Source organism: Aquipuribacter aurantiacus, from assembly GCF_051216895.1.
In the GTDB taxonomy this organism is placed as follows: Bacteria; Actinomycetota; Actinomycetes; order Actinomycetales; family JBBAYJ01; genus Aquipuribacter.
Genome location: NZ_JBPKAO010000006.1, coordinates 140,991 through 166,025, shown reverse-complemented (window position 1 = coordinate 166,025; position 25,035 = coordinate 140,991). Strand labels below are relative to the sequence as shown.

Genomic DNA, 25,035 nt, shown 5'->3' with positions numbered 1-25,035 from the left:
CGTCGCCGTAACCCCGGCAGGGCAGGTTCGCGGACATGCCTCCTGCTGCCGCTGCTCGGCCTTCCCGTCACGTCCGCGGGGACCTCCACCCCGTCGTCGTCGGTACCGCCGCCCTCGCCTCCCTGGTCCTCGCCGGCGTCGTCATGGGACCACCGGCCGTGGCCGGACAACCCGCACCCGCGCTGGGACTGCAGCCGCTGGGGACGTTCAGCTCAGGCGAGTTCGACGCCAGCGCCGCCGAGATCCCCGTCTTCGACCGCGACACCGACCGGGTGTTCGTGACCAACGCCACCGGCACCGTCGACGTCCTGGACGTGTCCGACCCGGAGGAGCCGGTCCGGGTGGCCGCCCTCGACACCCCCGGGGCCAACGGGATCGCCGTCGCGGACGGTCTGCTGGCGGTGGCGGAGCAGGCCGACGACGCCCAGCAGCCGGGAACGGTCTCGTTCTTCGACTCCGCGAGCCTCGAGCGGCTGGGTCAGGTCGAGGTGGGGGCGCTGCCCGACGCGATCACCTTCACACCCAACGGCCGGGCGCTGCTGGTGGCCAACGAGGGCGAGCCCGCGGGCTACCTCCCGGGGCAGGTCGACCCGGAGGGCAGCGTGAGCGTCATCGACGTCAGTGGCGGCGTGCCGTCGCAGGCCGACGTGCGCACGGCGGACTTCAACGCCTTCGACGACCGGCTGGAGGAGCTGCGAACCGAGGGGGTCCGCATCTTCGGGCCGGGGGCGAGCGTGAGCGAGGACCTCGAGCCGGAGTACATCGCCGTCGACGTGCGGTCCCGCACCGCGTGGGTGTCGCTGCAGGAGGCGAACGCCCTCGGGGTGATCGACCTCCGCACCGCCGAGGTCGTCGACATCCTCCCCCTGGGCCTGAAGGACCACAGCCTGCCCGGCAACGGTCTGGACGCCAGCGACCGCGACGGCGGGATCAACATCAGCCAGTGGCCCGTGCTGGGCATGTACATGCCCGACGCCATCGACACGTACACCGCGCGGGGGCGCACCTTCGTGGTCATGGCCAACGAGGGCGACGCCCGGGAGTACGACGGCTACGCGGAGGAGGAGCGGGTCAAGGACCTCGAGCTCAGCCCGGACGCGTTCGGGGGCGAGGAAGCCGTGGCGGCGCTGCAGGCCGACGCGGCCCTCGGCCGGCTCACGGCGACCACGACCGCCCCGACCGACGACGAGGGGCGGTTCACCGAGATCCACGCCTTCGGGGCGAGGTCGTTCTCGATCCTGGACGCCGACGGGACGATGGTCTTCGACTCCGGGGACGACTTCGAGCGCATCACGGCCGAGCGGTTCCCCGATGACTTCAACGCGAACAACAGCGAGAACGACAGCTTCGACAACCGCAGCGACAACAAGGGCCCGGAACCGGAGGGCATCGAGGTGGGCCGGGTCGACGGACGGACCTATGCGTTCATCGGGCTCGAGCGGATCGGCGGCGTGATGATCTACGACATCACCGTCCCCACGCGCGTCACCTTCGTGGACTACGTCAACCTCCGGGACTTCTCCGGCGACCTGGAGGAGAACGGGTCCGACTCCGGCATCGAGGGTCTGGTCTTCGTGCCCGCCTCGGACTCGCCGACCGGTGTCCCGCTGCTGGTCGTGGGCAACGAGGTGTCGGGCACCACCACCTTGTTCGAGGTCACCCGACGCTGAGCGGCAGCAGCCGGACCGGCCCCGCCCGACCGAGCCACCACCACGGGTCGACGTAGCGGCCGCCCACGCGCACCCCCCAGTGCAGGCACCCGTCCACCACGGGGCATCCCGGGTGGCGCGGGGCGTCCTGCACTCGGGCCACCGGACCGCCGACGCCCACCGACGCGCCGACCGGCAGCAACGTCTCCACCGGTTCCAGGGACGTCAGCGTGCCCCCGACGTGCTCGAGCACGACCACCCCTCGGCCCGCCACGGGTCCCGCGAACGTCACGACCCCGTGCGCGGGCGAGACGACCACGCTCCCCGGCGCCGCAGGCAGGTCGATCCCGCGGTGACCGGGGCCGTACTCGTGAGGTGGGGGCTCGAACTGGCGGGCCGGCTCGCCCGGCAGCGGCGGTACGCGCTCGTCGTGGCCCGGGCCGGGCCGGCGCAGGTCGGGCGCCGCGGCGGTCGCCGGTCCCGGCGCGGTGGCGGCGACCGGGGGAGCGGGGGGTGCCCAGGCCGGGGTGGCTGCAGCGGTTGCGACGGCGGTGCCGCCCACGACGAGCACCGCCGCCGTCGCCCATCCCGTCACCGCTGCAGCCACCGGAGCAGCCAACCGTGCGGGCGGAGGAGGCGCAGCAGCCCGGCCGCGAGGCTGTGGACGGTGAGGGTCGGACCGGGCCTGTGGACACGGCGCGCGCCCCGTCCGCCGCCACAGGTGGTTTGGAGCGTCGTGCCGCTGGCCGTACGATGAGCCCCGAGCTGGGTCCGCCCAGCCAATTCGCGCGCCCTCATCCGCCCAGGCGGGGGAGGTCCCCGGTCCCGCTACGCCGTCCACGGTGGCGCGGGGAGGACCGACCAGGGCGCCAGGAAGCGGCACCGACCGGTGTCGCTGCAGAACCGGACAGGGCGCCCCCGGGGCGCCGGAAGGATCGTGTCGGCATGGCAGTCGTCACCATGCGCCAGCTCCTCGAGAGCGGCGTCCACTTCGGGCACCAGACCCGTCGTTGGAACCCCAAGATGAAGCGCTTCATCTTCACCGAGCGCAACGGCATCTACATCATCGACCTCCAGCAGTCGCTGGAGTTCATCAACGTCGCCTACGACTACGTCAAGCAGACGGTCGCGCACGGCGGCAGCATCATGTTCGTCGGCACCAAGAAGCAGGCGCAGGAGCCCGTGGCCCTGCAGGCCGCCCGCGTGGGCATGCCCTGGGTCAACCAGCGCTGGCTCGGCGGCATGCTGACCAACTTCCAGACCGTCAGCAAGCGCGTCCAGCGCATGCGCGAGCTGGAGTCCGTGGACTTCGACGACGTCGCCGGCTCCGGCATGACGAAGAAGGAGCTCCTGGTCCTGCGGCGCGAGCGCGACAAGCTCGAGAAGACCCTCGGTGGTCTGCGCGACATGACCAAGGTGCCCAGCGCCGTCTGGATCGTCGACACCAAGAAGGAGCACCTGGCCGTCAGCGAGGCCAAGAAGCTCGGCATCCCGGTGATCGCCATCCTGGACACCAACTGCGACCCCGACGAGGTCGACTACAAGATCCCGGGCAACGACGACGCGATCCGCTCCGTCGCCCTGCTGACCCGTGTGATCGCCGACGCCGTCGCCGAGGGTCTCGTCGCGCGGTCCGGTGGCGACGCCGCCACCACCGCCGAGGAGCCCCTGGCCGAGTGGGAGCGCGAGCTCCTGGCCACGAGCGAGGCCACCCCGGCCGCCACGACCGAGGCTCCCGCCGCTGCCGCGACCGAGGCCCCTGCGGCCGACGCGACCAGCACCGAGGCCCCGGCCGCCGCCGAGGCTCCCGCCGCCGAGGCGACCGAGGCTCCCGCTGCTGAGGCTCCCGCTGCCGAGGCGACGGAGGCTCCCGCGACGGAGGCTCCCGCTGCCGAGGCGACCGAGGCTCCGGCCGAGGCCAAGCCCAGCGCCTGATCGACACCGCACCCCGCCGGGCCGCCAGCCGGCCCGGCGGGGAGCACGCCGGCGGGTACCGAGCCGTCGGCCCGCAGGACCTCGCACAGCACCAGCACACCGCACGAAAGACCAGGGCCCACGAGGCCCTCACCCCATTCGGAGGAGTTGTCCGTGCCCAGCTACACAGCTGCTGACATCAAGGCCCTGCGCGAGCGCACCGGCGCCGGGATGATGGACGTCAAGAAGGCCCTCGACGAGGCCGAGGGCGACACCGGGAAGGCCGTCGAGATCCTGCGCGTCAAGGGTCTGAAGGGCATCACCAAGCGCGAGGGCCGCAGCGCCAGCAACGGCCTCGTCGCCGCGCACGTCGACGGTGGCACCGGTGTTCTCGTCGAGGTCAACTGCGAGACCGACTTCGTCGCCAAGGGCGAGAAGTTCAAGGAGCTGGCCGAGAAGGTCCTCCAGGTCGCCGTGACCTCGGCTGCGGCCGACGCCGACGCCCTCCGCGCCGCCGACACCGGTGACGGGACCACCGTCCAGCAGCTGCTGGACGAGGGCAACGCCACCCTCGGCGAGAAGATCGAGGTCCGTCGGGTCGCCCGCCTCACCGGCGGCCACGTGACGTCCTACCTGCACCGCACCAGCCCCGACCTGCCCCCGCAGATCGGCGTGCTGCTCGCGGTCGACGGCGACGACACCGGCACCGCCCGCGACGTGGCCCTGCACATCGCGGCCATGTCGCCCAGCGTGCTCACCGCCGACGAGGTGCCGGCGGAGACCCTCGAGGCCGAGCGTCGCATCGCCCACGAGACGGCCGTGAACGAGAACAAGCCGGAGCAGGCGCTGCCCAAGATCGTCGAGGGGCGCGTCAAGGGCTACCTCAAGGAGAACGTCCTCCTGGAGCAGGCCTTCAGCAAGGACAACAAGAAGACCATCGCCAAGGTCCTCGACGAGGCCGGGCTGGTCGCGACCGCCTTCGCCCGTTTCCGCGTCGGCAGCTGATCACGTGGTGACGGAGGAGCTCGAGACGTCCTCCGCAGCACGCCCGACGCCCTCGGACCCCCGAGGGCGTCGGGTGCTGCTGAAGCTGTCCGGCGAGGCGTTCGGCGGCGGCAGCGTGGGCGTCGACCCGGACGTGGTCTCGCGGGCCGCCCGGGAGATCGCGGCCGCGGCCGACCTCGGCGTGCAGATCGCCATCGTCGTCGGCGGGGGGAACTTCTTCCGCGGCGCCGAGCTGTCCCAGCGGGGCATGGAGCGGGCCCGGGCCGACTACATGGGCATGCTCGGCACGGTCATGAACTGCCTGGCTCTGCAGGACTTCCTGGAGCAGGCCGGGCGCGACACCCGGGTGCAGACCGCCATCACCATGGGTCAGGTCGCCGAGCCGTACATCCCGCGCAAGGCCATCCGGCACCTGGAGAAGGGCCGCGTCGTCATCTTCGGCGCCGGCGCCGGGCTGCCCTACTTCTCAACCGACACCGTCGCCGCGCAGCGGGCGCTGGAGGTCAAGGCCGACGTGGTCCTCATGGGCAAGAACGGTGTGGACGGCGTCTACACCGCCGACCCCCACAAGGACCCGACCGCCACCAAGCTCGACCGCCTCACCTACGACGACGCCCTGCGCAAGGGCCTCAAGGTCGTCGACGCCACCGCGTTCAGCCTGCTCATGGACAACCGGCTCCCCATGGTCGTGTTCGGCATGGAGGGCGAGGGAGACGTCACCCGCGCGCTGGTCGGTGAGAGGATCGGCACGCTCGTCACCGGCTGACCGGTCACGGACGAGGAAGCACAGGCGACTGCCACAGCCGCTGCAGACGGAGGAGACGACGTGATCGACGAGGCACTCTTCGAGGCCGAGGAGAAGATGGCCAAGGCCATCGAGGTCGTCAAGGACGACTTCGCGGGCATCCGCACCGGCCGGGCCAACCCGGGCATGTTCAACAAGGTCATGGTCGAGTACTACGGCGCGTTCACGCCCCTGCAGCAGCTGGCCTCCTTCCAGATCCCCGAGGCCCGCACCGTCATCGTGGCGCCGTACGACAAGAGCTCGATGCCGGCCATCGAGCGGGCGCTGCGCGACAGCGACCTCGGCGTCAACCCGAACAACGACGGCAACGTCATCCGGCTCAACCTGCCGCAGCTCACCGAGGAGCGCCGCAAGGACTACATCAAGCTCGCCCGCGGAAAGGCCGAGGACGCGCGTATCTCGGTGCGCAACATCCGCCGCAAGGCCAAGGAGGAGCTGGACCGGCTCGTCAAGGACGGCGAGGTCGGCGAGGACGAGGGGAACCGGGCGGAGAAGGAGCTCGAGGTCCTCACGCGCAAGCACGTCGACGAGATCGACGAGCTGCTGCGCGGCAAGGAAGTCGAGCTGCTGGAGGTCTGAACGATGACCAGCCCGGCTGACCGGGCGTCGTCAGCCCCGGGGACCGACCAGGCCCCGGGACCCGACCAGGTCCCGGCGGTCGACCAGGTCCCGGCGGCCGTCCCGGCCCGGGGCCTCCCGCCGGTGCTGGCCGCGGCGCCCGGCCGGGTCGCGGTCGTCCCCGACCCCGCCCCGGCGGAGACGGCTCGCACCGGCCGTCGGCTGCGCGACCGGCGGGCCGGGCGCAACCTGCCGGCTGCCATCGCCGTGGGCGTCGGGCTGGGTGCGCTCGTGGCGGTCTGCCTGTTCGTCCGCAAGGAGGCGTTCGTCGTCCTGGCGGCCGCCGCGATCGTCCTCGCCGTGTGGGAGCTGGCCAACGCGTTCCGGGCCCGCCGGATCCGCATCCCCGTGCTGCCCGTCGTGGTGGGCTCGGTCGGCATGCTCGTGTCGGCCTTCGCGGCCGGGGCCGAGGCGCTGCTCGTGTCGTTCGCGCTGACCGCGTTCGCCGTCCTGCTGTGGCGGGTTCTCGACGGGCCCAACCCGGTCCGGGACGTCACCGCGGGCATCTTCACCGCCGCCTACGTGCCGTTCCTCGCCGCGTTCTCGCTGCTCATGCTGGCCGAGCCGGACGGGCCCTACCGGGTGCTGGCGTTCCTCATGGTGGCGATCGGCAGCGACATCGGCGGCTACGCGTTCGGCGTGGTCTGGGGCAAGCACCCGCTGGCCCCGTCGGTCAGCCCCAAGAAGTCCTGGGAGGGCCTGGCCGGGTCCGCGGTGTTCGCCGTCGTCCTGGGCGTCGCCGGGGTGACCCTGGCCCTGGACGGTCCCTGGTGGGCCGGCGCCGCGCTGGGCCTCGCGATCGTCCTCACCGCGACCGTCGGCGACCTGTCGGAGTCCCTGCTCAAGCGCGACCTCGGCATCAAGGACATGGGCAGCCTGCTGCCGGGCCACGGCGGCATCATGGACCGGTTGGACTCGCTGCTGCCCGCCGCGCCGGTGGCCTACCTGCTGCTCGCGGTGCTCGTCCCCGCGACCTGAGCGGGTCGGTTCAGCCCACGGGGACGTCGGTGATCGCCAGCAGCCCGTCGGGCGAGGTGACCGACACCGTGGTGACGTCGCCCGGGAGCGGGCCGTACATCACGTCCATGAGCACCGGTTCCGGGCCGAGGACCGCCTTCCGGTCGGGGCAGACGCAGTCGTTGGTGGGCCCGTCCAGCTCCAGGTCGTCGGGCGCGGAGATCCAGCGGCGCCACGACAGCGGCAGGTAGCGGCGACCGGCGGCCGGGTCCTCGAGGGCGATGGAGTCGAACTTCTCGAGGTTGCGCGCACCGCCGAACACGTCGGGGGCCAGCTCGGTCCCCGGGTCGGCCGCCGACACGGCCAGCGTGAGCAGGGTCGAGTGGTCCCTGCGCTCGACGGCTCGTACCTGGACGGTGACCTGTGTCGTGCCGTCTGCGGTCAGTCCGGTCGGGACCTCCACCGTCTGCGAGGCCAGGGTCGGCGCATCGGCGGGCCGGACCGAGGAGTCCAGCACCTGCCGGGAGAGGTCGGCGGGGTCGACCCCGTCGCCGATGGTCTCGGCCGGAGCGGCCGACGGTGACGGCCCGGCGGACGCGGGGACCGGTGCACCGTCCGGGCCGGGCGACGGTTCGGGCGCGGCGGTGCACCCGCTGACCAGGACGACGAGGCCGATAGAGGCGGTCGCGGCCCGCACGCCTCGAGGTGCCCTCATCGTCCGCTCCCGGTGCTCTCGGTGAACCCGACGGCGACCCGTCGGTTGAGCTGCCGGTTCTCGTCGGAGTCGTTCTCGGCCACCGGCTCCTGCTCGCCGCGGCCCTCGACGACCACCTCGAGGTCGTCGCGGTCCAGGGCGGGGACGAGCACGTCCGCCACGGCCTGGGCGCGACGCAGCGACAGGTCGTCGTTGTACTCCTCCGACCCCTGGTCGTCGGTGTGCCCGACGATGGTCAGCCGGCCGGGCGCGGCCCGCTCCGCCAGGTCGGCGGCGACGTCGGTGACGGTCGCGGTGGTCTCGGCGGACAGGTCGGCGGAGTCGAGCGCGAACAGCACGTCGGCCGCGATGTCGATGTTCACCTCCTCCTCGACCGTGGTCTCCCGGCTGGCCCCGTCGAGCTGCTCGACGACGCTCGACAGCGGCCGTCGCGTCATCTCGACGACCTCGGGCTCGGCCAGGAACCGTTCCGGCACCTCGGGCCAGCCCGTGCCGAGCGGCACGACCGGACCGGCCGAGACGGGCTCGAGCAGACCGTCACCGACGGGGACGTCGGTGACGACCTCGGCGAAACCGAGCGTCACGTCGACCGTCCCGACCCCCTCGGGCAGCGCCGGGACCACCGTGTACTGCACACCCATGACCCCCGGCTCCTCCGGGAAGGCGTCGATCTCGGAGGACGCGGGCAGGCTTCCTCCGCGTGACTCCCGGTCCGGGACGGGGTAGAGCAGCAGGCCCTCGGCCGGGACGGCCAGGTGCACGAACATCCCGGGTCCCACGCCGACGTAGGCGGTGGTCGAGGACGGCATGTGACCGAACCAGTTCCAGGCCCCGGTCGACTCCGGCTCCTCCTCGTACCCGACGGACCAGTAGACGACGGTGACGTCGCCGACGCGTTGCACCGCGTGCACCGCCTGGGTCACCGAGGGCGAGCCGGACTCCCAGCGGTACGGCTCCGACGAGGTCCCGTAGGTCGACACCTCGACCCCGGCCGTGCTGGTCTGCGGCTCCCGCAGGTCACCGTCCTCGCCCGGCGTGACACCCGCCGCAGCGGCGCCCGGGGCCACCGCCGCCACCAGCGCCGCCGCGCACACCACCGTCGTGACCCGCACCTGCTACCCCCGGAGCTCGTGGACCGTCCCGGGCGAGAGGGTAGCCGGGCGGGGGCGGTGGGGCCGCCGGCCCGGACCCGGTAGCCCTCTCAGCCCTCCCAGACCCAGTCGCGGATCTCGGGCAGGTCCTCGCCGTAGGTCCGCGTCCACCGGGTGTGCTCGATGAGCTTGGCCCGCAGCGCCTCGCGGGCGTGGGCCCCGGTCGTGCCCAGCCGCGGCACCCGGTCGATGACGTCGATGGCCAGGTGGAACCGGTCGACGCGGTTCATCACGCACATGTCGAACGGCGTCGTCGTGGTGCCCTCCTCGACGTAGCCCCGCACGTGGATGTTGCCGTGGTTGGTGCGGCGGTAGGTCAGCCGGTGGATGAGCCACGGGTAGCCGTGGTAGTTGAACAGCACCGGCTTGTCGGTGGTGAACAGGCTGTCGAACGCGGAGTCGGACAGCCCGTGAGGGTGCTCCTCCGCCGACTGCAGCCGCATCAGGTCGACGACGTTGACGAAGCGCACCCGCAGGTCCGGGAAGAACCCGCGCAGCAGCTGCACCGCCGCCAGCGCCTCCATGGTGGGCACGTCGCCGGCGCAGGCCATCACCACGTCCGGCTCCGCGCCGTCGTCGGTGCTGGCCCAGTCCCAGATGCCGATGCCCTTGGTGCAGTGCACGTCGGCCTCCGCCACCGACAGGTACTGCGGCGCCTCCTGCTTGCCGGCGACGATGACGTTGACGTAGTCGACGCTGCGCAGGCAGTGGTCGGCCACGCTGAGCAGGGTGTTGGCGTCCGGCGGCAGGTACACCCGGATCACGTCGGCGCTCTTGTTGACCACGTGGTCGATGAAGCCCGGGTCCTGGTGGCTGAAGCCGTTGTGGTCCTGGCGCCAGACGTGGCTGGTCAGCAGGTAGTTCAGGCTCGACACCGGTCGGCGCCACTCGATGCCGCGGGTGGTCTTGAGCCACTTGGCGTGCTGGTTGACCATCGAGTCGACGATGTGGATGAACGCCTCGTAGCAGCTGAAGAACCCGTGCCGCCCGGTCAGCAGGTAGCCCTCGAGCCAGCCCTGGCAGGTGTGCTCGGACAGGATCTCCATCACCCGGCCGTCCGGGGCCAGGCCGACGTCGGTGTCCAGGGTCTCGCCCTGCCAGGCCCGCCCCGTCACCTCCAGCAGCGCCTGCAGCCGGTTGGAGTTGTTCTCGTCGGGCGCGAAGACCCGGAACGACCGTCGGGGCTCGTCCAGCGTCATCACGTCCCGCAGGTAGCGGCCCAGCACCCCGGTCGCCCCGGCCGACGTGGTCCCCGGCGCACCCACGTCGATGCCGTGGTCGCGCCAGTCCGGCAGCCGCAGGGCGCGTCTGAGCACCCCGCCGTTGGCCTGCGGGAGCGCACTCATCCGACGCTCGCCCACGGGGGAGAGCCGGCGGACGAGCTCCACGGGGGTGCCGTCGGCGTCGAACAGCTCCTCCGGCCGGTAGGACCGCATCCAGCCCTCCAGCACGTCGCGGTGGGACTGGTCGGTGCGGGCGTCGGCGAACGGCACCTGGTGGCTGCGCCAGCTGCCCTCCACGGGCTTGCCGTCCACGGACTTCGGCCCGGTCCAGCCCTTGGGGCTGCGCAGCACGATCATCGGCCAGCGGGGCCGTTCGCTGCGGCCCTGCTCACGGGCCTGCTGCTGGATCCGGGCGATGTCGTCCAGGCAGCCGTCCAGGGCGCGGGCGAAGGCGTGGTGCATCTGCTCCGGGTCGTCGCCGGTGACGAACACCGGTTCCCAGCCGTAGCCGGACAGCAGGTCACGCAGCTCGGCCTCGGGGATGCGGGCCAGGACCGTCGGGTTGGCGATCTTGTAGCCGTTCAGGTGCAGGATCGGCAGCACCGCCCCGTCACCCACCGGGTCGAGGAACTTCGTGGAGTGCCAGCTGGCGGCCAGCGGGCCGGTCTCCGCCTCGCCGTCGCCGACGACGGCCGCCACCACGAGGTCGGGGTTGTCGAACGCGGCGCCGAAGGCGTGGGACAGCGCGTAGCCGAGCTCACCGCCCTCGTGGATGGAGCCCGGCGTCTCGGGGGCGACGTGGCTGGGGATGCCGCCCGGGAAGCTGAACTGCTTGAACAACCGTCCGATGCCCCCCTCGTCGTAGGAGACGTCGGGGTAGACCTCGCTGTAGGTCCCGTCCAGCCAGGCCGCGGCGACCAGGCCGGGACCACCGTGCCCGGGCCCGGTGATGTTGAGCACCTGCAGGTCCCGGGCCAGGATCGCCCGGTTCAGGTGGGCGTGCACGAAGGTCAGACCGGGCGTCGTGCCCCAGTGCCCCAGCAGGCGCGGTTTGGTGTGCTCGGCCCGCAGGGGCTCGCGCAGCAACGCGTTGCCCATCAGGTAGATCTGGCCGACGGACAGGTAGTTGGCTGCCCGCCACCACGCCTGCAGGCTCGCCAGCTCGTCGTCGGGGAGGTAGGTCTCGGTCGTCGTGCGTTCGTCCGTCACGTCAGACATGGGGCGATCGAACCGCGCCCCGACCGGCCGCACAAGGGACCTCTTGCCCGGGTGGTACCCGCGATGTTCCTGTATCGGCTCGATCGTTGGCACACTGAGGCCGTGCCCCTGCCGCTCGTCCTCGCCCCGCCGCGCCGCGGCAAGCCGCCGCAGCACCTCGCCGACCTCACGGTCGCGCAGCGCGTCGAGGCCGTGACCGCGGCGGGCCTGCCCCGGTTCCGGGCCGCCCAGCTGTCGCGGCACTACTTCGCCCGGTTCACCGCCGACGCCGCCGACATGACCGACCTGCCGGCGGCGGAGCGCGACGCGGTCGTCGCCTCGGTGCTGCCGCAGCTGCTCGAGCCGGTCCGCACGCTGGAGGGTGACCACGGCAACACCGTCAAGAACCTGTGGCGGCTGTTCGACGGCTCGCTGGTGGAGAGCGTGCTGATGCGCTACTCCGACCGGACCACGCTGTGCCTGTCCAGCCAGGCCGGCTGCGGCATGGCCTGCCCGTTCTGCGCCACCGGCCAGCAGGGCCTGACCCGCAACCTGTCCACGGCCGAGATCGTCGACCAGGTCGTCCGAGCCAGTCGCGCCGCCGGCGGGCGGGTCACCAACGTCGTGTTCATGGGCATGGGCGAGCCGCTGGCCAACTACAACGCCGTCGTGGGCGCGCTGCACCGGATGACGGACCCGACGCCGGACGGCCTCGGCATCTCCGCCCGCAACATCACCGTGTCCACGGTCGGCCTGGTCACCGCCATCGAGAAGCTGATCGACGAGCGGTTGCCGGTGACCCTGGCGGTGAGCCTGCACACGCCCGACGACGAGCTGCGCGACAGCCTCGTGCCGATCAACACCCGCCACAACGTCAAGGCACTGCTCGACGCCGCCCGCGCGTACTTCGAGGCCACGGGACGCCGGGTCAGCATCGAGTACGCCCTGATCCGGGACATGAACGACCAGGCCTGGCGCGCCCGGCTGCTCGCTCAGGAGCTCAACCGCCGCGGCAAGGGCTGGGTCCACGTCAACCCGATCCCGCTCAACCCGACGCCCGGGTCGATCTGGACCGCGTCCGACCCGCGCGTCGAGCACGAGTTCGTCCGCACCCTGCGTGACGCCGGCATCCCGACCACCGTGCGCGACACCCGGGGCCGCGACATCGACGGGGCCTGCGGGCAGCTGGCCGCGCAGGACCTGGTCCAGCCCCGGCAGGGCCAGGAGCGGCCCGTCGTGCTGCCCTCGGACCAGCCGTCGGTCCCGCCCCCGGTCGGGTCGTCAGGTGGTGGCGAGGCGTGAGCGCCGAGCTGTTCCACCGCACCGGACGGCTGCGCAAGGGCTACGACCGGCGCCAGGTCGAGGACTTCCTCGACCGGGCCAAGCAGGTCTGGGACGCCGGCGGTCCCCCCGGTGGCATCACGTCGTGGCACGTCCGGACCGTCGGCTTCGACATGCGCCGCAACGGCTACCGGGTGCCCGCGGTGGACAGCGCCCTGGACCGGATCGAGGACGCCTTCGTGTCGCGGGAGGAGCGCGCCGGGCCGGCGAGCTGGCGTGAGGCGGAGGACGCCGTCCTGGCCCGGCTGGACCGGGTCGACGGGGCCCGCTTCCCCCGCGGCCGGTTCCTGGGGCTGGGCTACCGCATCCGCGACGTCGACGACCTGTGCCGTCGCGTCCGGGAGCACCTGGTCCTGGGGCGCCCGCTGAGCGTCGACGAGGTGCGGACCTCGGTGTTCCGGGCCGGTCGCGGCTCGCGCGGGTACCGGGAGGCGCCCGTGGACGCCTACCTCGACCGCGTGGTCGACGTGATGAGGCGGCGCGGCTCCGCCTGAGGCGCCGGTCGCGGGTCCGCCGGACGAGGTGCGGACGGGTCAGCCCGGCCGTCGCACCAGCCCGAGCACGCGGTCGACGGTGACCTCGAGCACCACCCGGCGGGGGTTGAGGCGCGGCGGCCGGTACCGCGCGGTGTAGCGCGCGACGGCGTCGGCCACCGCCGCCGGGTCGTCCAGGACCCGGCCCGTGCCCTCCAGCGTGAGCCAGCGCCAGGACTCGACCTGGCACAGCGTCACCCGCGAGCCACGGGCGACGTTCGCGGCCTTCTGGGTGCCGGCGCTGGTGATGACCCGCGCCAGCCCGGACCCGTCGTCCCAGGTGAAGCCGACCGGCACGGTGTGGATGCTGCCGTCGGGCCGCAGCCCCGACAGGGTGGCCAGGTGGCGCTCGGTGAGGAACTCCACGGCCTCGGCGGGCAGCGCCCGGGGGTCCATCGCCACCCCCGTAGCCTCGCACGTCCGCTCGCGCTAGCGTCCGGGCGTGACCACCTCGACCGCCGGTCCCGCCGCCGGCCCGGCCCCTGTCGGCGCGACGCGCGCGGACGCCGCCCGCGAGCGGGAGGTGGTGGCGGCGGTGCCCACCGGCCTGCTGGTGGGCGGGCGGTGGCGCGACGCCGACGGCGGCGCGGTGCTGGCCGTGGACGACCCGTCGACCGGCGACACGCTGACCGAGGTCGCCGACGCCTCACCGGCCGACGCCCTGGACGCCCTCGACGCCGTCCTGGACGCCCAGGCGGGCTGGGCGGCGACGCCCCCGCGCGAGCGCAGCGAGGTGCTCCGGCGGGCCTTCGAGCTGACCACCTCCCGGGCCGAGGACCTGGCGCTGCTCATCACCCTGGAGATGGGCAAGCCGCTGGCGGAGTCGCGGGCCGAGGTCACCTACGGGGCGGAGTTCCTGCGCTGGTTCGCCGAGGAGGCCGTGCGCACCTACGGCCGCTGGTCGACGGCACCGGACGGCGGGAGCCGCCTGCTGACCATGAAGCAGCCCGTCGGCCCCTGCCTGGCCATCACGCCGTGGAACTTCCCGCTGGCCATGGCCACCCGCAAGATCGCCCCTGCCCTCGCGGCGGGCTGCACCATGGTCCTCAAGCCCGCGGCCCAGACCCCGCTGACGGCGCTGGCCCTCGCCGAGCTGCTGCGCGAGGCGGGTCTGCCCGACGGGGTGCTGGCCGTGCTCCCGACGTCGCGGGCCGGCGCGCTGGTCGAGCCCCTGCTCGCCGACGCGCGGCTGCGCAAGGTCACGTTCACCGGCTCGACGGCGGTGGGCAAGCGCCTGGTCGCGCAGGCGGCCGACAACCTGCAGCGGGTGTCGACGGAGCTGGGCGGCAACGCACCGTTCCTGGTGTTCGCGGACGCCGACCTGGACGCGGCCGTCGACGGGGCGGTGCTGGCCAAGATGCGCAACACCGGCGAGGCGTGCACGTCGGCCAACCGCTTCCTCGTGCACTCCTCGGTCGCCGAGGAGTTCGCCCGCCGCCTGGCCGACCGGCTGCAGGCCATGCCGGTGGGCCGGGGCACGGAGCCGGGCGTCGAGGTCGGGCCGCTCATCACCCGCCAGGCCCGCGACGGGGTGCACGCGCTGGTCGCCGACGCGGTCGAGGGCGGTGCGACGGTCCTCACCGGCGGTGACCACCTCGAGGGTCCGGGCGCGTTCTACGCCCCGACCGTGCTCACGGGCGTGCACGCGGGCGCCCGGCTGCGCCACGAGGAGATCTTCGGCCCGGTGGCCCCCGTGATGACCTTCGAGGACGACGCGGAGGCGGTGTCGTTGGCCAACGCGACCGAGTACGGGCTGGTGTCCTACGTCTTCACCCAGCAGCTGTCCCGGGCGCTGCGCACGGCCGAGCAGCTGGCCACGGGCATGGTGGCCCTCAACCGGGGCGTGGTGTCGAACGCGGCCGCGCCGTTCGGCGGGGTCAAGGCGAGCGGGTCCGGCCGCGAGGGCGGCGCCGAGGGCATCGAGGAGTACCTGGACACCAAGTACGTGGGGATCGGTCTGTAGGTCGCGCGCCCCGTCGCCCCCGCCCCGCTCCGCCCTGGGACACTCGGCGCCATGCGACGCGTCACCCTGCTCGGCTCGACCGGCTCCATCGGCACCCAGGCCCTCGACGTCATCGGGCGCAACCCCGACGACCTGTCGGTGTCCGGGCTGGCGGTCCGCGGCGGGGACCCGGGGCTGCTCGTGCGGCAGGTGGTCGACCACGACGTGCCCCTGGTCGCGGTGGCCGACACCGAGGTCGCCGAGCAGGTCCGCGGGGCCCTGCGGGCGACCGGGCGCCAGGTCGAGGTCCTGGCCGGGCCCGACGCCGCCACGGAGCTGGCCTGCGCCGACACCGACGTCGTCCTCAACGGCCTCGCCGGGGCGGTGGGCCTGCGCCCGACCATCGCGGCCCTGCGGGCCGGTCACGTGCTGGCGCTGGCCAACAAGGAGTCCCTGATCATCGGTGGCCCGCTCGTCACCGCCCTCGCCCGCCCGGACCGGGTCGTCCCCGTCGACTCCGAGCACTCCGCGCTGGCGCAGTGCCTGCGGGGCGGTCGGGCCGAGGAGGTGCGCCGCCTGGTCCTGACCGCCTCGGGCGGGCCGTTCCGGGGCCGGGACCGGGCCTCCCTCGCCGACGTCGGGCCCGAGCAGGCGCTCGACCACCCGACCTGGTCGATGGGGCCGCTGGTCACGACCAACTCCGCGACGCTGGTCAACAAGGGCCTGGAGGTCATCGAGGCCCACCTGCTGTTCGGGATCGGCTTCGACCGCATCGACGTCGTGGTCCACCCCCAGTCGGTCGTCCACTCCATGGTCGAGTTCACCGACGGCTCCACGCTGGCCCAGTGCAGCCCGCCGGACATGCGGCTGCCCATCGCGCTCGCGCTGGGCTGGCCCCACCGGGTGGCCGACGCGGCCCCCGGGATCGACTGGACCGAGGCCGCGACCTGGACGTTCGAGCCCGTCGACGAGGCCACGTTCCCCGCCCTGGGCCTGGCCCGGCGCGCCGGTGAGGCGGGCGGCGTGATGCCCGCGGTGCTCAACGCGGCGAACGAGGTCTGCGTGGCCGCGTTCCTCGACGGGAACCTCCGGTTCCTCCAGATCGTCGACACGGTGGCCGATGTCCTCGACGAGGCCCACGCCGAGGGGCTCACGGCCCCTCGGGACGTGGAGGACGTGATGGCCGCGGACGCGTGGGCGCGAGAACGCGCGGCTGCGACACTGGTGGCTCTGGCCCGTCGGTAGGCGGGCCCCGGGACGGAGGACCGCATGACCGGGCTGTACTACACGCTGGGCGTGCTCGCCGTCGTGGTCGGGGTGGCCGTGTCCATCGCCCTGCACGAGGTCGGGCACATGGTGCCGGCCAAGCGCTTCGGCGTCCGGGTGACGCAGTACATGGTCGGGTTCGGGCCGACGGTGTGGTCGCGGGTACGGGGCGAGACCGAGTACGGCGTCAAGGCCATCCCGCTCGGCGGCTACATCCGGATGATCGGCATGTTCCCGCCCCGGCGCGACACCCCCGACGGCATGGTCGCCGCCGGGTCCAGCAACCCGATCGCCTCGCTGGTCGAGTCCGCCCGCGAGGAGTCGCTGGAGGAGCTGCGCCCCGGCGACGAGAACCGGACGTTCTACAACCTCAAGGTGTGGCAGAAGCTCGTCGTCATGCTGGGCGGCCCGGTGATGAACCTGGTCCTGGCCACCGTGCTGCTCGCGGTGGTGGCGGTCGGCTTCGGGGCGCCGCAGGCCACCACCACCGTCGGCAGCGTCTCGCAGTGCATCCTGCCCCTGGACGCGCCGGTCGACACCGAGTGCTCCGCGGACGACCCCGCCGCGCCGGCCGCGGCCGCCGGCATCCTGCCCGGTGACGTCGTGCTGAGCGTCGACGGGGTCGCGACCCCGACCTGGCCGGACGTGCGTGAGCAGATCCGTGCCAGCGGCGGCGAGTCCACGGTGTTCCTCGTCCAGCGCGGGGACCGGGAGCTGTCGCTCACCGCGACGCCCAGCGAGACGTCGATCATCGCCCTCGACGCGGCCGGCGAGCCGGTCCTGGACGCCGACGGCGGCTACCAGACCACCGAGGGCGGGTTCCTCGGGGTCGGGCCGACGCAGGACCTGGTGCCGCAGCCGGTCACGGTCGTGCCGGGGATGGTCGGGGACGCCGTCGTCGGGACCGCCACGGTCCTCGTCCGGCTGCCCCAGTACATGGTCGGCGTGGCCGACGCGGCGTTCGGCGCGGGGGAGCGCGACCCCGAGGGACCGGTGAGCGTGGTCGGCGTCGGGCGCCTGGCGGGCGAGGTCGCCTCCTACCAGGACCCGGAGGGCCTGATCGGGCTGGAGGAGCGGGTCGCCCAGATCCTCGCGATCCTCGCCGGGCTGAACGTCGCGCTGTTCGTCTTCAACCTGATCCCGCTGCTGCCGCTGGACGGCGGGCACGTCGCGGGGGCGCTGCTGGAGGGCGTCAAGAAGACCTGGGCGCGGCTGCGCTCCCTGCCCGACCCCGGGCCGGTCGACGTGGCCAAGGCGCTCCCGGTGGCCTACGGCGTGGCGATCCTGCTGCTCGGGCTGTCGGTCGTGCTGATCTACGCCGACCTGGTCAACCCGGTCCGGCTGACCGGCTGAGCCCGGGTCGGCCGGGTTGCGCAGGCGCGCGATACTGGTCCGGTGACCGCTGTCAGCCTCGGAATGCCGGAAGCCCCGCCCCCCGTCCTCGCCCCCCGTCGCAAGACGCGGCAGATCAAGGTCGGCGACGTCCTGGTCGGCGGCGACGCCCCGGTGAGCGTGCAGTCGATGACCACGACACCGACCACCGACATCAACGCCACGCTGCAGCAGATCGCCGAGCTCACCGCCAGCGGCTGCGACATCGTCCGGGTGGCGTGCCCGTCCCAGGACGACGCCGAGGCCCTGCCGATCATCGCCAGGAAGTCGCAGATCCCCGTGATCGCCGACATCCACTTCCAGCCCAAGTACGTCTACGCCGCGATCGACGCCGGCTGCGCGGCCGTCCGGGTCAACCCGGGCAACATCCGCAAGTTCGACGACCAGGTCAAGCAGATCGCCCAGGCGGCCAAGGACGCGGGCGTCTCGATCCGGATCGGCGTCAACGCGGGCTCGCTTGACCCGCGGCTGATGAAGAAGTACGGCAAGGCCACCCCGGAGGCCCTCGTCGAGTCGGCCGTCTGGGAGGCGTCGCTGTTCGAGGAGCACGACTTCCACGACTTCAAGATCAGCGTCAAGCACAACGACCCCGTGGTCATGGTCCGCGCCTACGAGCTGTTGTCCGAGCGCGGCGACTGGCCCCTGCACCTCGGCGTCACCGAGGCCGGGCCGGCCTTCCAGGGCACCATCAAGTCCGCCACCGCGTTCGGCGCGCTGCTCAGCAAGGGCATCGGCGACACCATCCGCGTCTCGCTGTCCGCGCCGCCGGTGGAGGAGGTCAAGGTCGGCAACCAGATCCTGCAGTCGCTCAACCTGCGCCCCCGCAAGCTCGAGATCGTGTCCTGCCCGTCGTGCGGTCGCGCCCAGGTCGACGTCTACACCCTGGCCGAGCAGGTCACCGCCGGTCTGGAGGGCCTGACCGTCCCGCTGCGCGTGGCCGTCATGGGCTGCGTCGTCAACGGCCCGGGCGAGGCCCGGGAGGCCGACCTCGGCGTCGCCTCGGGCAACGGCAAGGGGCAGATCTTCGTCAAGGGCGAGGTGGTCAAGACCGTGCCGGAGGCGCAGATCGTGGAGACGCTCATCGAGGAGGCGATGCGCATCGCCGAGGAGATGGGCGTCGACCCCGAGGCCGCCCCGTCGGGCGCCGCGGTGGTCAGCGTCTCCTGACGGCAGGCAGCGGGCGCCCGGACCGGCGCGCGTTGTGTCCGCGGCGTCGCGATGGGTGAGGATGTGCTCGTGGTTCGCCCGTCGGTCCGCGTCCTGGGGGCGCGGGACCTCGAGGAGGCCGTCGACGTCTGCGCCCTGGACCCGGTGGCCCACGCCTTCGTGTCCGCGCGGCTGGTCGGCGGGCTGCTCGGCGAGGCCGGGCACGCCGAAGTCTGGGGCTACGAGGACGGTGGTGGGCTCCGCTCCTTGCTGTGGGTTGGCGCCAACATGGTCCCCGTCGAGACCTCCGGCGACGCGGCGGACGCCTTCGCCGCGCGCGCCCGCCGGGTCAACCGGCGCAGCTCGTCGCTGTTCGGCCCCCGCGAGGACGTGCTCCGGCTCTGGGCCGGCCTGGAGGGGACCTGGGGCCCGGCCCGCGAGATCCGACCCAACCAGCCGCTGATGGTCTGCGACGAGCCGGTGGTCGAGCCCGACCCGTACGTGCGCCGCACCCGTCCGACCGAGCTGGACACCCTGTTCCCCGCGTCCGTCGCCATGTTCACCGAGGAGATCGGCTACTCCCCGATGGGGCTGGACGGGGGCGCCGGCTACCGCGCCGGCGTGGCCGAGATGGTGGGCCTGGGCCGGTCGTTCGTCCGGATCGACGCGGGTCCCGACGGACGGCCCGAGGTGGTCTTCAAGGCCGAGCTGGGCGCCGTGACCGGTGGGGTCGCGCAGATCCAGGGCGTCTGGGTCGCCCCGGGGCGCCGGGGCCAGGGCCTCGCCGCCCCCGCCGTGGCCGCGGTCGTCCACGCCGTGGGCCGTGACCTGGGCGCGCGCGCGTCCCTGTACGTCAACGACTTCAACACCCGCGCCGTGGCGGTCTACGAGCGCGTCGGGTTCTACCACCACGGCTGCTTCGCCACGGTCCTGCTGTAGGGCGGGCGGGCGGGCGGGCGAGGGGCGGGACGATGGCGGCTGCGCACGAGTGCGGATCAAGGGGCGGTCACACCGCCTTGCGTGCTCTTCGCGAGCTGCTGCTCCGCATCCGTGGTCGGTGGACGAGCTCCTGGGCGAGCGCGCTGCGGACCTGGGCGACCACCCAGCCCGGTCTGAACATGACGTGCTCCCAGGCGAACCGGCGGGTGATCCACCCGGCGGCCTGCAGCTCGTCATGACGGGCGAGGTCGGCGGCGAAGGCGCGACGGTTGCCGTGCACCCCGTACCCGTCCGCCTCCAGGGCCACCTTCAGCTCAGGGTGCCCGAGGTCCACGGCAGCGAGCAGCCCGTCGCCGGTGACGAGCAGCTGCGGGACGAAACCGGTGATGCCGGCGGCCAGGAGCGTGCCCCTCACGGTCGACTCGAAGGCGTTGGCGGCGCGATCGTCCGCGTGGACCAGGACCAGCCTGACCTGCCGGGCCCCAGGGCCGCGCACGGCTGCGGCCGCCTCGTCCAGATCGACCGGGTCGATGCTGCCGGAACGCAGGGCCGAGTCGGCGACCGCCAACGCCTCCGGTAGCGGCAGCAGCCGGGCGCAGTCGACGACCGTCCGGGCCGGGTCGGTGAGCCCCGCGGCCAGCTCGGACCGAGTCAGGGGGGCGTAGTGACGTCGCCAGGTGTCGGTGGCCGACCGGTGCGCGTGGGCGGGGACCGTCACGTGCACCTCGGCCGGACGCCGGGTCAGGGCCCAGCCGTGCGCCTCGGCAGCGGACAGGTGCGACAGGGCACCGCCGTCGGCGAGGGCGACGCGAGACGGCTCCGACGTGGTGGGCAACGTGTAGCGGCCCCGGCCGAGCGCGACGACCTGCCCCCTCTCGGTGGCGCGTCGCAGTGCGGCGCGCCCGCAGGCCTCGACCAGTCTCCGGTAGGGGGCGTGGCCGCCCATCGCGCACAGGACGGTGACCGGGTCGAGGGGCACGGCTCCAGGGTCGTGCGGACGGGCGTGGTCCCGTGCGGCTCGTCCACAGGTTCGGGCCGAGCCACCGATGCGGAGATCGGCCCGACGGGGGCCCCGCAGCGGCGTCGACAGCGGGGTTGGTCCGCATCCATGCCCGTCGACCCGGCCAGCGGGCCGTCAGTGCCGACCCACGCCTCGGCGGCGGGGGAGGGGCGGGGCCGCCGGTACCCTCGCGGTCGTGCTCATGCGGATGTCCTCCCTCTTCCTGCGCACCTTGCGCGACGACCCGGCCGACGCGGAGGTCGCGAGCCACCGGCTGCTGGTGCGGGCGGGCTACATCCGTCGGGCCGCGCCGGGGGTGTACTCGTGGCTGCCGCTGGGCTACCGGGTGCTGCGCAAGGTCGAGCAGGTCGTCCGCGAGGAGATGGAGCGGATCGGCGCGCAGGAGGTCCACTTCCCCGCGCTGGTCCCGCGCGAGCCCTACGAGGCGACCGGCCGCTGGACCGAGTACGGCGACAACGTGTTCCGCCTGCAGGACCGCAAGCGCGCGGACTACCTGCTGGCGCCCACGCACGAGGAGATGTTCACGCTCCTGGTGAAGGACCTGTACTCCAGCTACAAGGACCTGCCCCTGCACCTGTTCCAGATCCAGACCAAGTACCGCGACGAGGCGCGCCCCCGGGCGGGGCTGCTGCGCGGGCGCGAGTTCGTCATGAAGGACAGCTACAGCTTCGACGTCGACGACGCCGGGCTGGAGACCAGCTACCAGCAGCACCGCGCGGCCTACCTGCGGCTGTTCGAGCGGCTCGGCCTGGACGTCGTGGTCGTGGCCGCGGTGTCCGGTGCGATGGGCGGGTCGGCCAGCGAGGAGTTCCTGCACCCCAGCCCGGCCGGTGAGGACACCTACGTCCGCTGCACCACGTGCGCCTACGCCGCCAACGTCGAGGCCGTGACCACGCGGGTCCCCGCCGCAGGCTCGGCGGAGGAGCTGGCCGTGCTCCCCGCGAGCCACGTCGAGGACACCCCGGGCACCCCGACCATCCAGACCCTGGTCGACCACGCCAACGCCGCCCACCCCCGCGACGACCGGCCCTGGACCGCGGCCGACACCCTCAAGAACGTCCTGGTCGTGCTGCGCCACCCCGACGGCACGCGTGAGCCGCTGGCCATCGGGGTGCCCGGTGACCGCGAGGTCGACGCCAAGCGGCTGCAGGCCGTCGTCGAGCCCGCCGAGGTCGAGGCGTTCACCGACGCCGACTTCGAGCGGCACCCGGGCCTGGCCAAGGGCTACATCGGGCCCGGCGCGCTCGGCAGCACGAGCAGCACGGGCATCCGCTACCTGCTGGACCCCCGGGTCGTCGCCGGCACCGCGTGGCTCACCGGTGCCGACAGCCGCGGCCACCACGTCTTCGACCTGGTCGCGGGCCGGGACTTCCCGGCCGCGGGCCAGGAAGGGTCCGACGGGACGGTCGAGGCCGCCGAGATCCGCGACGGCGACGCCTGCCCCGTCTGCGACACCGGCACCCTGGAGTCCGCCCGCGGCATCGAGATGGGCCACGTGTTCCAGCTCGGCCGCAAGTACGCCGAGGCCCTCGACCTCAAGGTGCTCGACGAGAACGGCAAGCAGGTCGTGGTGACCATGGGCTCCTACGGGGTCGGTGTGTCCCGGGCGGTCGCCGCGATCGCCGAGTCCAGCCACGACGAGGTCGGGCTGGTGTGGCCGGCCCAGGTCGCGCCCGCCGACGTCCATGTGGTCGTCGCGGGCAAGGACGCCGACGTCGCCCAGGGCGCGGAGGACATCGCCGCCCGGCTCGACGCCGCCGGCCTGGACGTGGTCCTCGACGACCGCAAGGCCAGCGTCGGGGTCAAGTTCAAGGACGCCGAGCTCGTCGGGATCCCCACCATCGTCGTGGTCGGCAAGCGGTTCGCCGAGGGCTTCGTCGAGGTCAAGGACCGCCGCACCGGCGACCGTGACGACGTCGCCCTGGACGACCTGCCGGCCCGCCTGGGCATCGGAGGGTGACCGCGTCCCTGCCGGCCGGTGTCCTCACCGGCCTGCCGGGCATGCCCGACACCAGCTGGCAGGTGCTGGCCCTGCTGCTGCTCGCCGCCCTGGTGGCGGGCTGGGTCGACGCGGTCGTCGGCGGGGGCGGGCTGGTCCAGCTGCCCGCCCTGCTGCTGGCGCTGCCCGGGGCGGCCCCGGTCCAGGTGCTGGCCACCAACAAGCTGTCCGGGGTGTGGGGAACGTCGATCGCCGCCATCACCTACGCGCGCAACCTGCCGCGCCGACCCCGCGCCATCGGCGTGCTGACGGCGTCGGCGGCGGCCGGCTCGGCGCTGGGGGCGGCGCTGGCGGCGTTCGTGCCGCCCGGGCTGTTCACGCCGCTGGTGCTCGTGCTGGTCGTCGTCATCGGCGTCGTCACCGTCGCCAAGCCGCAGATGGGGCTGGTCGAGCGGCACCGGGTGCGCAGCGTGTCGTTCGCGGCCCTGCTGGCCGGCATCGGCATCGGCGTCGGGATCTGGGACGGGATCTTCGGCCCCGGTACCGGGACCCTGTTCGTGTTCGCGCTCGTCGGCCTGGCCGGCTACCAGTTCCTCGACGCGACCGGCCTGGCCCGGATCGCCAACGCCGTCACCAACCTGGCGGCGCTCGCGGTCTTCTCGGTGCAGGGGGCGCCGCTGTGGACGCTGGGCCTGCTGATGGGGGCCACGAACCTGCTCGGTGGGTGGCTCGGGGCCCGGACGGCCATCGCGCGGGGCTCCGCGTTCGTGCGGGTGGTGTTCCTCGTCGTGGTCGGCGGCCTCGCGGTCCGCCTCGCCTGGGACCTGTTCCTCTGAGGCGCGTCCCCCGCGGGACGGCTCAGCCGCCGGGCAGGGGGAGCGGGGCCCCGCCCCAGGACCACCGGGACCGCTCGGCCTCGGCGAGGGCGGTGACCGCCGCCGCCACCCAGGCCTCCTGGCCGGCGGCGGCGGGGTCGAGCGCCAGGGCCGCGCGGAGCACCACGGCGGTCGCGGTGGTGACCGCGTCCTCCAGTCGCATGGCGAGGGCGGCCGCGGTCTGCGGGCCGTCGACGGGCTGCCCGGCGTCGTCGGTCGGGTAGGTCGCGAGCGCCCCCACCTCGGCGGCGCCCAGCTGCGCGAGCAGCGAGGTCAGGGCCTCGACCCGGCGGGCGTGGTCGAGGCGGGCCCCGCCGGCGTCGTCGGTGCGGTCCGTCGACCAGGCGAGCACCACGCCGTAGGACCAGCGGGCCCGGTGCTCCTGGGCCAGCAGCCGCTGCAGGGCGTCGACCAGGTCAGGGTCGGCCAGGTCGGGGTCGGCGGGGTCGGGGTCGACCAGGTCAGGGTCGGCCAGGTCGGGGTCGGCGGGGTCGGGGTCGACCAGGTCAGGGTCGGCCAGGTCGGGGTCGGCGGGGTCGGGGTCGACCAGGTCAGGGTCGGCCAGGTCGGGGTCGGCGGGGTCGGGGTCGACCAGGTCAGGGTCGGCCAGGTCGGGGTCGGCGGGGTCGGGGTCGACCAGGTCAGGGTCGGCCAGGTCGGGGTCGGCGGGGTCGGGGTCGACCAGGTCAGGGTCGGCCAGGTCGGGGTCGGCGGGGTCGGGGTCGACCAGGTCAGGGTCGGCCAGGTCGGGGTCGGCGGGGCCGGCCAGGTCGGTCGGCCACGCCAGGTCGACCGGTCCGGAACCCCGCAGGGCCGCGGCCTGGGCCGCCCGGGCGGACGCGACGCGGGCGTGCAGCAGGGCCAGGTCCGCGTCGGCGTCGTCGGCGGACCGCTCGGCGGACGCGGCGGCCAGGGCCACCGTCCGGCCCGCCCCCAGCACCGCCGCGGGTCGGGAGGACGGGTCGAGGACCGGCCCGCCCTCGTCGACCGCCACCCGCCCGAGCAGCCCCGACGGGGCGGTCGGTCCGGCCCCCAGCAGCTGACGGTGGGCCTGGTGGACCGCGACGGCGTCGGTGACGGCCGCCGCGCCCCCGTACCGGCCCACCAGCGGTGGTGCCGTGCCGGCCGCGCCCTGGTAGGCCGCGGCGGCGGCGAGCGCACCGCCCAGCACGGCCAGGCGCCGTCGTTCGCGGTCGCTCGGGACGGGCCGGGGCGGCACCGGGCGGTCGCGGTCGAGGCGCACCTCACGGGGGTCGACGTCCAGCAGCGCCTCACGCTGCGGGGCGGAGCAGGCGGCCGTGCCCAGCCCCAGACCGGTCAGCACACCCAGGCGCAGCACCGTGCGCCGCGACGGCGTCCCGGTGGCCCCGCCCGCACGACGGGCGGCGGGGCGGGAGGGGGGCACGG

The 25,035-nt window shown here is 73.8% G+C and carries 22 protein-coding genes; 15 read left to right on the top strand and 7 right to left on the bottom strand.

Going from position 1 to position 25,035, the window contains the following annotated elements; all coding sequences use genetic code 11:
* The first annotated feature begins 35 nt into the window (after nt 1–35).
* Nucleotides 36–1,670, top strand: a complete 1,635-nt coding sequence (locus ACR80Q_RS10480) for a choice-of-anchor I family protein (RefSeq protein WP_435377547.1) — start codon at nt 36–38, stop codon at nt 1,668–1,670.
* Here the strand turns inward: ACR80Q_RS10480 and ACR80Q_RS10475 are convergent.
* Nucleotides 1,657–2,256, bottom strand: a complete 600-nt coding sequence (locus ACR80Q_RS10475) for a murein hydrolase activator EnvC family protein (RefSeq protein WP_435377546.1) — start codon at nt 2,254–2,256, stop codon at nt 1,657–1,659. The two genes, ACR80Q_RS10480 and ACR80Q_RS10475, sit on opposite strands and share 14 nt — an antisense overlap.
* 338 nt (nt 2,257–2,594) lie before the next feature.
* Here ACR80Q_RS10475 and rpsB point away from each other — a divergent pair, with 338 nt between their 5' ends.
* From rpsB to ACR80Q_RS10450, 5 genes are all read left to right on the top strand, one after another.
* Nucleotides 2,595–3,584, top strand: a complete 990-nt coding sequence (rpsB, locus tag ACR80Q_RS10470) for a 30S ribosomal protein S2 (protein ID WP_435377545.1) — start codon at nt 2,595–2,597, stop codon at nt 3,582–3,584.
* Between the two features lie 153 nt (nt 3,585–3,737).
* Nucleotides 3,738–4,568 carry a translation elongation factor Ts gene (tsf, locus tag ACR80Q_RS10465; RefSeq protein ID WP_435377544.1) on the top strand — a complete coding sequence of 277 codons (831 nt, stop codon included), beginning with the start codon at nt 3,738–3,740 and terminating at the stop codon, nt 4,566–4,568.
* Between the two features lie 7 nt (nt 4,569–4,575).
* Nucleotides 4,576–5,334: a UMP kinase gene (gene pyrH / locus ACR80Q_RS10460; protein WP_435377611.1), complete on the top strand. Its 759-nt coding sequence runs from the start codon at nt 4,576–4,578 to the stop codon at nt 5,332–5,334.
* 60 nt (nt 5,335–5,394) lie between these two features.
* Complete coding sequence (gene frr / locus ACR80Q_RS10455) at nt 5,395–5,952, top strand: ribosome recycling factor (RefSeq protein WP_435377543.1); 558 nt, start codon at nt 5,395–5,397, stop codon at nt 5,950–5,952.
* Between the two features lie 3 nt (nt 5,953–5,955).
* Nucleotides 5,956–6,969 carry a phosphatidate cytidylyltransferase gene (locus ACR80Q_RS10450; RefSeq protein WP_435377542.1) on the top strand — a complete coding sequence of 338 codons (1,014 nt, stop codon included), beginning with the start codon at nt 5,956–5,958 and terminating at the stop codon, nt 6,967–6,969.
* A 10-nt stretch (nt 6,970–6,979) separates the two neighbouring features.
* Here ACR80Q_RS10450 and ACR80Q_RS10445 read toward each other — a convergent pair whose 3' ends face one another.
* From ACR80Q_RS10445 to ACR80Q_RS10435, 3 genes are all read right to left on the bottom strand, one after another.
* Complete coding sequence (locus ACR80Q_RS10445) at nt 6,980–7,663, bottom strand: hypothetical protein (protein ID WP_435377541.1); 684 nt, start codon at nt 7,661–7,663, stop codon at nt 6,980–6,982.
* Complete coding sequence (locus ACR80Q_RS10440) at nt 7,660–8,775, bottom strand: OmpA family protein (protein ID WP_435377540.1); 1,116 nt, start codon at nt 8,773–8,775, stop codon at nt 7,660–7,662. Before ACR80Q_RS10440 ends, ACR80Q_RS10445 begins: the two co-directional genes overlap by 4 nt.
* An 89-nt stretch (nt 8,776–8,864) precedes the next feature.
* Nucleotides 8,865–11,255, bottom strand: coding sequence for a phosphoketolase family protein (locus ACR80Q_RS10435; protein ID WP_435377539.1), 2,391 nt, complete (start codon nt 11,253–11,255; stop codon nt 8,865–8,867).
* A gap of 63 nt (nt 11,256–11,318) precedes the next feature.
* Between ACR80Q_RS10435 and rlmN the strand changes: the two genes are divergently transcribed.
* Together rlmN and ACR80Q_RS10425 are read left to right on the top strand one after the other, a co-directional pair.
* On the top strand, nt 11,319–12,536 hold the full coding sequence (rlmN, locus tag ACR80Q_RS10430) for a dual-specificity RNA methyltransferase RlmN (protein ID WP_435377538.1): 1,218 nt from the start codon (nt 11,319–11,321) through the stop codon (nt 12,534–12,536).
* On the top strand, nt 12,533–13,069 hold the full coding sequence (locus ACR80Q_RS10425) for a DivIVA domain-containing protein (RefSeq protein ID WP_435377537.1): 537 nt from the start codon (nt 12,533–12,535) through the stop codon (nt 13,067–13,069). Before rlmN ends, ACR80Q_RS10425 begins: the two co-directional genes overlap by 4 nt.
* A gap of 39 nt (nt 13,070–13,108) precedes the next feature.
* Here the strand turns inward: ACR80Q_RS10425 and ACR80Q_RS10420 are convergent, their stop codons facing one another.
* Nucleotides 13,109–13,504, bottom strand: a complete 396-nt coding sequence (locus tag ACR80Q_RS10420; protein WP_435377610.1) for a pyridoxamine 5'-phosphate oxidase family protein — start codon at nt 13,502–13,504, stop codon at nt 13,109–13,111.
* A gap of 127 nt (nt 13,505–13,631) precedes the next feature.
* On the opposite strand from ACR80Q_RS10420, the gene ACR80Q_RS10415 reads away from it, so the two are divergent.
* The 5 genes from ACR80Q_RS10415 to ACR80Q_RS10395 all read left to right on the top strand — a co-directional run bounded on the left by ACR80Q_RS10415 (nt 13,632) and on the right by ACR80Q_RS10395 (nt 19,793).
* Nucleotides 13,632–15,071: an NAD-dependent succinate-semialdehyde dehydrogenase gene (locus tag ACR80Q_RS10415; RefSeq protein ID WP_435377609.1), complete on the top strand. Its 1,440-nt coding sequence runs from the start codon at nt 13,632–13,634 to the stop codon at nt 15,069–15,071.
* 51 nt (nt 15,072–15,122) lie between these two features.
* On the top strand, nt 15,123–16,295 hold the full coding sequence (gene dxr / locus ACR80Q_RS10410) for a 1-deoxy-D-xylulose-5-phosphate reductoisomerase (RefSeq protein WP_435377536.1): 1,173 nt from the start codon (nt 15,123–15,125) through the stop codon (nt 16,293–16,295).
* A 24-nt stretch (nt 16,296–16,319) separates the two neighbouring features.
* Entirely contained in the window at nt 16,320–17,669 is a 1,350-nt protein-coding gene (locus ACR80Q_RS10405; RefSeq protein ID WP_435377535.1) for a M50 family metallopeptidase, read from the top strand.
* Nucleotides 17,670–17,711: 42 nt separating this feature from the next.
* Nucleotides 17,712–18,875, top strand: coding sequence for a flavodoxin-dependent (E)-4-hydroxy-3-methylbut-2-enyl-diphosphate synthase (ispG, locus tag ACR80Q_RS10400; RefSeq protein ID WP_435377534.1), 1,164 nt, complete (start codon nt 17,712–17,714; stop codon nt 18,873–18,875).
* A 69-nt stretch (nt 18,876–18,944) separates the two neighbouring features.
* Entirely contained in the window at nt 18,945–19,793 is an 849-nt protein-coding gene (locus tag ACR80Q_RS10395; protein WP_435377533.1) for a GNAT family N-acetyltransferase, read from the top strand.
* Nucleotides 19,794–19,860: 67 nt separating this feature from the next.
* On the opposite strand, the gene ACR80Q_RS10390 is transcribed toward ACR80Q_RS10395, so the two are convergent.
* Nucleotides 19,861–20,772 (bottom strand): hypothetical protein, encoded by a 912-nt coding sequence (locus tag ACR80Q_RS10390; RefSeq protein ID WP_435377532.1) that lies wholly within the window; start codon nt 20,770–20,772, stop codon nt 19,861–19,863.
* 223 nt (nt 20,773–20,995) lie between these two features.
* Between ACR80Q_RS10390 and ACR80Q_RS10385 the strand changes: the two genes are divergently transcribed.
* Nucleotides 20,996–22,774: a proline--tRNA ligase gene (locus tag ACR80Q_RS10385; RefSeq protein WP_435377531.1), complete on the top strand. Its 1,779-nt coding sequence runs from the start codon at nt 20,996–20,998 to the stop codon at nt 22,772–22,774.
* Nucleotides 22,771–23,589 carry a TSUP family transporter gene (locus ACR80Q_RS10380; RefSeq protein ID WP_435377530.1) on the top strand — a complete coding sequence of 273 codons (819 nt, stop codon included), beginning with the start codon at nt 22,771–22,773 and terminating at the stop codon, nt 23,587–23,589. The genes ACR80Q_RS10385 and ACR80Q_RS10380 overlap by 4 nt, the downstream gene beginning before the upstream one ends.
* A gap of 22 nt (nt 23,590–23,611) precedes the next feature.
* On the opposite strand, the gene ACR80Q_RS10375 is transcribed toward ACR80Q_RS10380, so the two are convergent.
* Nucleotides 23,612–25,033, bottom strand: coding sequence for a hypothetical protein (locus ACR80Q_RS10375; protein ID WP_435377529.1), 1,422 nt, complete (start codon nt 25,031–25,033; stop codon nt 23,612–23,614).
* Between the last annotated feature and the right edge of the window lie 2 nt (nt 25,034–25,035).

Bases quoted from the DNA above. Each gene is read 5' to 3' on its own strand.
- ACR80Q_RS10480 (WP_435377547.1), top strand. From the start codon at position 36: ATGCCTCCTGCTGCCGCTGCTCGGCCTTCCCGTCACGTCCGCGGGGAC.
- rpsB (WP_435377545.1), top strand. From the start codon at position 2,595: ATGGCAGTCGTCACCATGCGCCAGCTCCTCGAGAGCGGCGTCCACTTC.
- ACR80Q_RS10450 (WP_435377542.1), top strand. From the start codon at position 5,956: ATGACCAGCCCGGCTGACCGGGCGTCGTCAGCCCCGGGGACCGACCAG.
- ACR80Q_RS10445 (WP_435377541.1), bottom strand. From the start codon at position 7,663: ATGAGGGCACCTCGAGGCGTGCGGGCCGCGACCGCCTCTATCGGCCTC.
- ACR80Q_RS10435 (WP_435377539.1), bottom strand. From the start codon at position 11,255: ATGTCTGACGTGACGGACGAACGCACGACGACCGAGACCTACCTCCCC.
- rlmN (WP_435377538.1), top strand. From the start codon at position 11,319: ATGTTCCTGTATCGGCTCGATCGTTGGCACACTGAGGCCGTGCCCCTG.
- ACR80Q_RS10420 (WP_435377610.1), bottom strand. From the start codon at position 13,504: ATGGACCCCCGGGCGCTGCCCGCCGAGGCCGTGGAGTTCCTCACCGAG.
- dxr (WP_435377536.1), top strand. From the start codon at position 15,123: ATGCGACGCGTCACCCTGCTCGGCTCGACCGGCTCCATCGGCACCCAG.
- ACR80Q_RS10405 (WP_435377535.1), top strand. From the start codon at position 16,320: ATGACCGGGCTGTACTACACGCTGGGCGTGCTCGCCGTCGTGGTCGGG.
- ACR80Q_RS10385 (WP_435377531.1), top strand. From the start codon at position 20,996: ATGCGGATGTCCTCCCTCTTCCTGCGCACCTTGCGCGACGACCCGGCC.